Genomic DNA, 6,829 nt, shown 5'->3' with positions numbered 1-6,829 from the left:
GCCAGCGGCGCGGACCGTCCGACGCGGCCCGCGCCGATCAGCTCCAGACGGCCGGCCTCCTCCTCGGCGCGGGTGTGCCGCACGACCAGCAGGATGCTCATCGCGGCGGTGAGGGTGGCCGCGAACACGCCGATCCGCCAGACCGTGATGCCGCCGATGCCGGTGTCGCCGAGCGGCCCGTAGAGCGCGCGCAGCGAACTGTTGCCCGCCAGGCTCGCGGCGAGTTGCTCGCGGGAGGCGGGCGTGCCGTAGAGCTTCGTGAACGAGTACGCGGTGGAGGCGACGGAGGCCGTGAGCAGGTAGACCCAGGCCGGCAGCATGATCCGGTCGCGGCGCAGGGCGAGCCGCAGCAGCGTGCTGGTGCCGGTGAGCGCCCTCACCCGGTCACCTCACTCGCGTAGTGGCGCAGGAAGAGCTCCTCCAGCGTCGGCGGGCGGCTGGTGAGCGCGCGCACGCCGAGGCGGCCGAGCTCGCGCAGCAGCGCGTCCAGGTGGTCGGCGTCCACCTGGCAGCGCATCCGGTGGCCGTCGACCACCAGGTCGTGGAGACCGGCGAGGCGCTCCAGGCCGACGGGAGGGGAGGCCAGTTCGGCGCTGACGTGGGTGCGGGTGAGGTGGCGCAGTTCGGCGAGCGAGCCGGTCTCGACCCTGCGGCCGGCCCGGATGATGCTGACCCGGTCGCACAGGGCCTCGACCTCGGACAGGAGGTGACTGGAGAGCAGGACGGTGCGTCCGCGGTCGCGTTCCTCGGTGACGCAGGTGCGGAAGACCTCCTCCATGAGCGGGTCGAGCCCGGAGGTCGGTTCGTCCAGGACCAGCAGGTCGGCGTCGGAGGCGAGCGCCGCGACCAGGGCCACCTTCTGCCGGTTGCCCTTGGAGTAGGCGCGGCCCTTCTTGGTCGGGTCCAGTTCGAAGCGCTCCAGCAACTCGGCGCGGCGCCGGGCGTCCAGGCCACCGCGCAGCCGCCCGAGCAGGTCGATCGCCTCGCCACCGGACAGGTTGCGCCAGAGCGTGACGTCGCCCGGAACGTAGGCCAGTCGCCGGCGCAGGGTGACGGCGTCGTGCCAGGGGTCGCCGCCCAGCAGGCGCACGGTCCCGCCGTCGCCGCGCAGCAGGCCCAGCAGGATCCGGATGGTGGTGGACTTCCCCGAGCCGTTGGGGCCGAGGAAGCCGTGCACCTCGCCCCGGTCGACGGTCAGGTCCAGGCCGTCGAGGGCGCGCGTGCGGCCGAACGTCTTCACCAGGGCGGACACCGAGATCGCGGCGGTCATGAAGCTGAGACTCCTCTCTCGGCGCGGTTTCGTGAAGGGGGACCGCGCGTCGGATCCCGGTCCGGTGCCGAGCGCACGGGTCCGTCCCGTCGGCCGAGGAGTCTCAGAGGTGCGGCGTGTGGGGCCCGACCCGGCTGGGCACGAGGGGGCGTCCGGGGTCGAGGTCGGTGTCGTCGATGGTGTAGCCGAGGGTGTGGTGGACGGCGACGACGCCGTCGACCGAGCGGCAGAGGCGTTCGACGACGGGGATCAGGCTCTTCTGCTCGACGCGGCCCGCCAGGGTGACGACGCCGTCGTGGACGGTGACCTCGACCGCGTGGGGGGCCAGCCACAGGGTCTGGCCGAGGACGTCGTGGGTGAGCTCCGCGCGGATCTCCGCGTCGCTGCGCAGGAAGAGCCGCAGCAGGTCGCTGCGGCTGACGATGCCGACGAGCCGGCCGGCCTCGTCCACCACGGGCAGGCGCTTGACCTTCTTGCGGTCCATCACCCGGGCCGCTTCGACGATGCTCCAGTGGGGGCGCGCGGTGACGGCGGGGCTGGTCATCAGGCCGCCGGCGGTCTCGGCCTCGGCGCGGGCGCGCTCGGTGGGGCTCAGTCGGGCGGCGGAGGTGTGGCCCTCGGGGTCCGGCTGGACGGCCTTGTTGCGGAGCAGGTCCGCCTCGGAGACCATGCCGAGCGGGCGGTCCTGGTCGTCGATGACGGGGACGGCGGTGATGTCGTTGCGGTGGAAGAGCCCGGCGACCTCCTTGAACGCCGTGTCGGGCCGGGCGGTGACGACCCCCTGGGTCATCACGTCGTGGACGGTGCGGTGCTGCATGGCCCTCACGCCTCCTGGGTGTGGATCCCTGCCGAGGGAAGGATCGCCCTCTACCTCCCAGCCTCCGCCCCCGCCACCGACCCGACCAGGGCCGATCGGTCCTCCTTCGGTCCGCCGGTGGCCGACGGCCGCTCGACGGCTGCTCGACGCCCGTTCGACCGCCGTCAGGTCTGCCTCAGTCCACCGCTGCGGCTCGCGCGGGGCCGGAACCGCGCTGCCGGTGCCGGGCCGGCTCGCCGGCCCGGCCCGCGGTGGGCGACTGGCGGGTGAAGACGTCCTGGCCGACCGTGGTGGCCTCCCAGCCGTCCGCCGGGCTGCTGGAGGTGGTGAGCAGCCACGTCGCGTCGATCCGTTCGCCCGCCTCGAAGTACTGTCCGCTCCAGCTGGTCACGCAGGCCGCGTCGCTCTGCTCGTTGTGCCACACGACGATCCAGCCGACCGTCGCCCCGTGGTCCCTCCTCGCGGGCGGGTCGTAGCGCCCGACGAGCGCATGCCGTCCGGAGGCGTGGCCCGTGACCGAGGTGTAGGTCCCGCTGAGGTCGGCGGACGGGCTCACCACCAACCGCATGTGCGACCCCAGCGTGTTGTACCAGTCTCCGGCGATGGTCATGGGCTTCCTCCTGGGCCGTTCCCCGCGCCCGAGGTCCGCACGCGGGCCCCGCGTCGCTCGCCTCACCCCTGTTTCCAGGATCGTCGCAGGCAGCGCAGGCCGCACGGTGTGTGGTGCGCGGCCGTGGGAGCGCGGAGCTGACGGCCGGAAGGCCTCGGGCGGGTCATCGCGGCGATGACCCTCACAGCGTGGCTCCGGTGCTGTGGATGGCCGGGGTGTCGCCGGGGGCGGTGTGCGGGGGCGGTCCGATGCCGATGAGGGTCTGGACGTCCACGACACCGGGCACGGATCGGGCCAGCAGGTCCAGGATGCGGAGCGGGGAGGGCTCCGGGACCGTGCCGCGCAGGGTGACCACGCCCTCCTCGACCTTCACGTCGACGCGGGACGCGTCGGTGGGGAGCGGATGGGCGAGCAGGGCCTCGCGCACGTCGGCCTCGATGTCCTCGTCCCGGCGCAGGTAGACCTTGAGCAGGTCGCTGCGGCTGACGACGCCGACGAGGCGTGCCTCGGCGTCGACCACGGGCAGGCGTTTGACGTGGGCGTGCGCCATGGCGCGGGCGGCCTGCGCGAGGGTGGCGTCGGGGTGCACGGTGATCGCGGGGAACGACATCAGCTGCCCGGCGGTCAGCGCGTGGGCCTGCTGCCGCAGTGTCGCGTCGGCAGCCCGGTCGGACGGCGGCAGGACGGTGTCCGCGACCTCCTCCCGCGCCAGCAGGTCGGCCTCGGAGACGACGCCGACCACGCGTCCGTCGCCCGCCAGCACCGGCAACGCGCTGATCCGCCAGGTGCGCAGGTGCTCGACGATCTCCTGGAACGGTGCGTCGCGCCCCACCGCGATCACCGCGTGGGTCATGACGTCGCCGACGGTACGGTGCTGCATGGTCCTCAGGCCTCCTGGGGTGTGGATCCCGCCGAGAGGAGGGATCGCCCTCTCCCTCCCAGGCTCCACCCACACCACGGCCCCGACCAGGGCCGTTCGGACCCCGCCCGGTGGGCCGTGGTCACGGCGCCATCAGCACCGCGACTCCCGTGATCCGATCCGCCGCGAGGTCCGCCAGCGCGACGTCGGCCCGGCTCATGGCGTAGCGCCGGACGTGGACGACGGGATGCTGCCGGGTGGCCTCGGCCAGGTAGGCGCGGCCGTCCTCGCGGGTGTTGGCGGTGACGCTGCGCAGGGTGCGCTCCTGGAAGAGGTGCCGGTCGTAGTTCAGTGCGGGGACGTCGGTGAGGTGGATGCCGGCCACGGCCAGCGTGCCGCCCCGGTCCAGGGCGGCCAGCGCCACGGGCACCAGGTCGCCGACCGGCGCGAAGAGGATCGCCGCGTCGAGGGGCTCGGGCGGCCTGTCGTACGCGCCGCGGGCGGAGGCCGCGCCCAGCTCCAGCGCCAGGCGGGCGGCCTCCTCGGCCCGGGTCAGGACGTGCACCGTGGCGCCGCGGGCGAGCGCGAGCTGGGCGGTCAGGTGCGCGGAGGCGCCGAAGCCGTACAGGCCCAGGCGGCCGCTCGGCGGCAGGTCGGCACGTTCCAGCGCGCGGTAGCCGATGATGCCCGCGCACAGCAGCGGGGCCAGTTCCTCGTCGGCCGGACCCTCGGGCAGCGGATAGGCGAAACGAGCGTCGACCAACGTGTGCCCGGCATAGCCGCCGTGGAGGTCCCAGCCGGTGTAGCGCGAGTGCGGGCAGAGGTTCTCCCGGCCGGCGAGGCAGTAGCGGCAGGTCCCGCAGGTGCTCGCCAGCCAGGCCGCCCCGACCCGGTCGCCGGGAGCGAAGTGCGTGACGCCGGATCCCGTCCGCAGCACCCGGCCCACGATCTCGTGGCCCGGCGTGCACCGTGGCGTGCGCGGCACGAGGTCGCCCTCGGCCAGGTGGAGGTCGGTGCGGCACACGCCGCAGGCCGCGACCTCGACCAGGATCTCGCCCGCCCCCGGGGGCGCGATCGGTCGCTCCACCCGGCGCAACGGCGACGAGGCCACCGGGCCGGGCCGCTCGACCACCCACGCGGTCGTGCTCAACGTCTCCTGCCGGGATATCGCCATGTCCGGGGACCCTTCCGGGCTGGGGGCTGGACTCGGAGTCGGCCGGCGGCACGGGCCGGCCCTCCCCTCCAGCGTCCTCCATCAGCGGGCAGGGGCGAGCCGGAGTCGACGGGCCTGGGCAGGGCCCCGGGCGCCTCCGCCGATCGGGGGAGTTTCTCCTCCCGCTTTCACGCGATGTGCCCCGGGCACCCGGAGGCCAGGATCTTGTCCTGTCACACCGTGACGGACTTGATCTCCTGGGGAGTTGACTCATGCTCGAGCAGACCTGGCACCGGTTCCGGGCCACCTGGCCGCAGCCGGAGCGTCGGCGCGCGACCGTGGTCGCCGCGGCCGCACTGGCCGCCGGCATCATGACGGCAGGCGCCCTGGCGCCGACCGCAGCCTGCGCCGTCTCCGGGCCGAACGCCGTCCAACGGGGGCTGAACGCGCTGCTGCACTCCGACGGCGCGCCCGCCGCGTTGGCGAGCGTGCAGGACCGCGCAGGCCGCACCCGCACCTTCACCGCCGGGGTCGGGGACCTCGCCACCGGCTCGGAGGTGCCCAGGGACGGGCAGGTGCGGATCGGCAGCAACACCAAGACGTTCACCGCCGTGGTGGTCCTGCAACTCGTCGCCGAGGGGCGGATCGGCCTCGACACCCCGGTCGACTGCTACCTGCCCGGCCTGGTCAGGGGGGAGGGGATCGACGGACGCCGGATCACCGTCCGTCAGCTCCTCCAGCAGACCAGCGGACTTCCCAACTACAGCGACCACCTCGGCGACGACGTCCGGTACTTCGAACCCCGTGAACTCCTCGGCATCGCGCTGGAGCACCCGGCCGACTTCGCCCCCGGGACGGCCTGGAAGTACAGCAACACGAACTACGTCCTGGCCGGCCTGATCATCCAGAAGGTCACCGGCCGGCCCCTGGCGGAGGAGATCGACCGGCGCGTCATCAGGCGCATCGGGCTGCGCCACACCTACTTCCCCGCCCCCGGTGACGCGACCATCCGCGAACCCCATCCCGAGGGCTACTACCGGGATTCGCCGGGTGCGCCGCTGCGTGACGTCACGCAGACGGACCCGTCCTGGGGCTGGGCGGCGGGTCAGCTGATCTCCACCGACTCCGACCTCAACCGGTTCTTCGGCGCGCTGCTGGCGGGCCGGCTCCTGCCGGCCGCCCAGCTGGCCCAGATGCGCACCACCGTCCCCGCCGAAAGCACCTTCGGCCCTGGCGCCCGCTACGGACTGGGGCTGGTGAGCAGGCCGCTGCCGTGCGGCGGCCTCTCCTGGGGACACGGCGGAAGCTTCCCCGGGTACGAGACCCGTGGCGGCGCCACCGATGACGGCCGCGCCGTCGACATCACCGTCAGCGTCCAGCTGAGCGACGAGGCCGCCAGGGGTCGGGTCGACGCTGTCGTGGAGGCGGCCCTGTGCCACTGACCGGTCCGCGTCGGCCGGTTGCGCGTTGACCGGTTGCGCGTCGGCCGGTTGCGCGCGGGCCCGTTGCGCGCGGGCCGGGTGGGCAACGGTTTCCCGCCCGCGCCGGTCCGGGCACTGTCACCCGAGCAGCGCCTCGAGCTCCGGAAGCCGGCCGAACAGGTCGGGGAGGCCGCGCACGCCGTTGCGCGCGGATTCGTGCGACAGCGCGAGGTCGGGGCCGGTGCTGGCCTCGACACCGGCCAGGCAGCGCAGGATGTTCCACCGCGTGTGCCCCAGCCAGCCGCCGACCATGGGCACGAACCAGCTCGGACCTGACGGCGGCAGCGCGCCGCCGCCCGCGACGTAGCCCTCGAGGACCGAGCGGAAGACGGCCAGCCTGATGTCGTCGAGGCCGGGTCCCTTCGCGAGGCCCAGCGCGGTCGAGCCGAGCTCGCCGGACAGGTCGAGCAGGCCCGAGAGCTCCCAGTCGAGCAGCACCGGCCGACCCTCTCGAGCGAGCAGGTTCCACGGCTGGACGTCCCGGTGGGTCAGCACGACGGGGCCGGGCCGTTCGCAGCTGTCGACGAAGTGGGCCATCGCGAGGAACGTCTGGACGTGGGAAGCGAGTTCGTCGGCCCACGGCTGTCCGGTCGCCGCCCCCCCGGGCGGGCCCGGGCCCCTCACCCAGCCGGCCCGCGC

The 6,829-nt window shown here is 74.1% G+C and carries 7 protein-coding genes and 1 pseudogene; 1 reads left to right on the top strand and 7 read right to left on the bottom strand.

Features of this window, described 5'->3' with window-relative positions:
- From ABD323_RS22260 to ABD323_RS22235, 6 genes and pseudogenes are all read right to left on the bottom strand, one after another.
- A pseudogene (locus ABD323_RS22260) lies at window positions 1-320 on the bottom strand (ABC transporter permease); the annotation flags it as partial.
- Window positions 321-376: 56 nt separating this feature from the next.
- On the bottom strand, window positions 377-1,270 hold the full coding sequence (locus ABD323_RS22255) for an ABC transporter ATP-binding protein (protein ID WP_344443632.1): 894 nt from the start codon (window positions 1,268-1,270) through the stop codon (window positions 377-379).
- A gap of 103 nt (window positions 1,271-1,373) precedes the next feature.
- Window positions 1,374-2,087, bottom strand: a complete 714-nt coding sequence (locus tag ABD323_RS22250; protein ID WP_344443631.1) for a CBS domain-containing protein — start codon at window positions 2,085-2,087, stop codon at window positions 1,374-1,376.
- 175 nt (window positions 2,088-2,262) lie between these two features.
- On the bottom strand, window positions 2,263-2,697 hold the full coding sequence (locus ABD323_RS22245) for an avidin/streptavidin family protein (RefSeq protein WP_344443630.1): 435 nt from the start codon (window positions 2,695-2,697) through the stop codon (window positions 2,263-2,265).
- Window positions 2,698-2,878: 181 nt separating this feature from the next.
- Window positions 2,879-3,577, bottom strand: coding sequence for a CBS domain-containing protein (locus ABD323_RS22240; RefSeq protein WP_344443629.1), 699 nt, complete (start codon window positions 3,575-3,577; stop codon window positions 2,879-2,881).
- 121 nt (window positions 3,578-3,698) lie between these two features.
- Window positions 3,699-4,706: a zinc-dependent alcohol dehydrogenase family protein gene (locus tag ABD323_RS22235; RefSeq protein WP_425556110.1), complete on the bottom strand. Its 1,008-nt coding sequence runs from the start codon at window positions 4,704-4,706 to the stop codon at window positions 3,699-3,701.
- Between the two features lie 275 nt (window positions 4,707-4,981).
- Between ABD323_RS22235 and ABD323_RS22230 the strand changes: the two genes are divergently transcribed.
- Window positions 4,982-6,151, top strand: a complete 1,170-nt coding sequence (locus ABD323_RS22230) for a serine hydrolase domain-containing protein (RefSeq protein WP_425556109.1) — start codon at window positions 4,982-4,984, stop codon at window positions 6,149-6,151.
- Between the two features lie 117 nt (window positions 6,152-6,268).
- On the opposite strand, the gene ABD323_RS22225 is transcribed toward ABD323_RS22230, so the two are convergent.
- Window positions 6,269-6,829, bottom strand: a 561-nt coding sequence (locus ABD323_RS22225; RefSeq protein ID WP_344443627.1) for a phosphotransferase, incomplete at its 5' end; no start/stop codon positions are given.

The sequence above is a fragment of the Kitasatospora nipponensis genome (assembly GCF_039528135.1).
Taxonomy (GTDB): domain Bacteria; phylum Actinomycetota; class Actinomycetes; order Streptomycetales; family Streptomycetaceae; genus Kitasatospora; species Kitasatospora nipponensis.
This window is presented reverse-complemented; position numbering and strand designations above follow the sequence as displayed.

Bases quoted from the DNA above. Each gene is read 5' to 3' on its own strand.
- ABD323_RS22230 (WP_425556109.1), top strand. From the start codon at position 4,982: ATGCTCGAGCAGACCTGGCACCGGTTCCGGGCCACCTGGCCGCAGCCG.
- ABD323_RS22245 (WP_344443630.1), bottom strand. From the start codon at position 2,697: ATGACCATCGCCGGAGACTGGTACAACACGCTGGGGTCGCACATGCGG.
- ABD323_RS22250 (WP_344443631.1), bottom strand. From the start codon at position 2,087: ATGCAGCACCGCACCGTCCACGACGTGATGACCCAGGGGGTCGTCACC.
- ABD323_RS22240 (WP_344443629.1), bottom strand. From the start codon at position 3,577: ATGCAGCACCGTACCGTCGGCGACGTCATGACCCACGCGGTGATCGCG.
- ABD323_RS22255 (WP_344443632.1), bottom strand. From the start codon at position 1,270: ATGACCGCCGCGATCTCGGTGTCCGCCCTGGTGAAGACGTTCGGCCGC.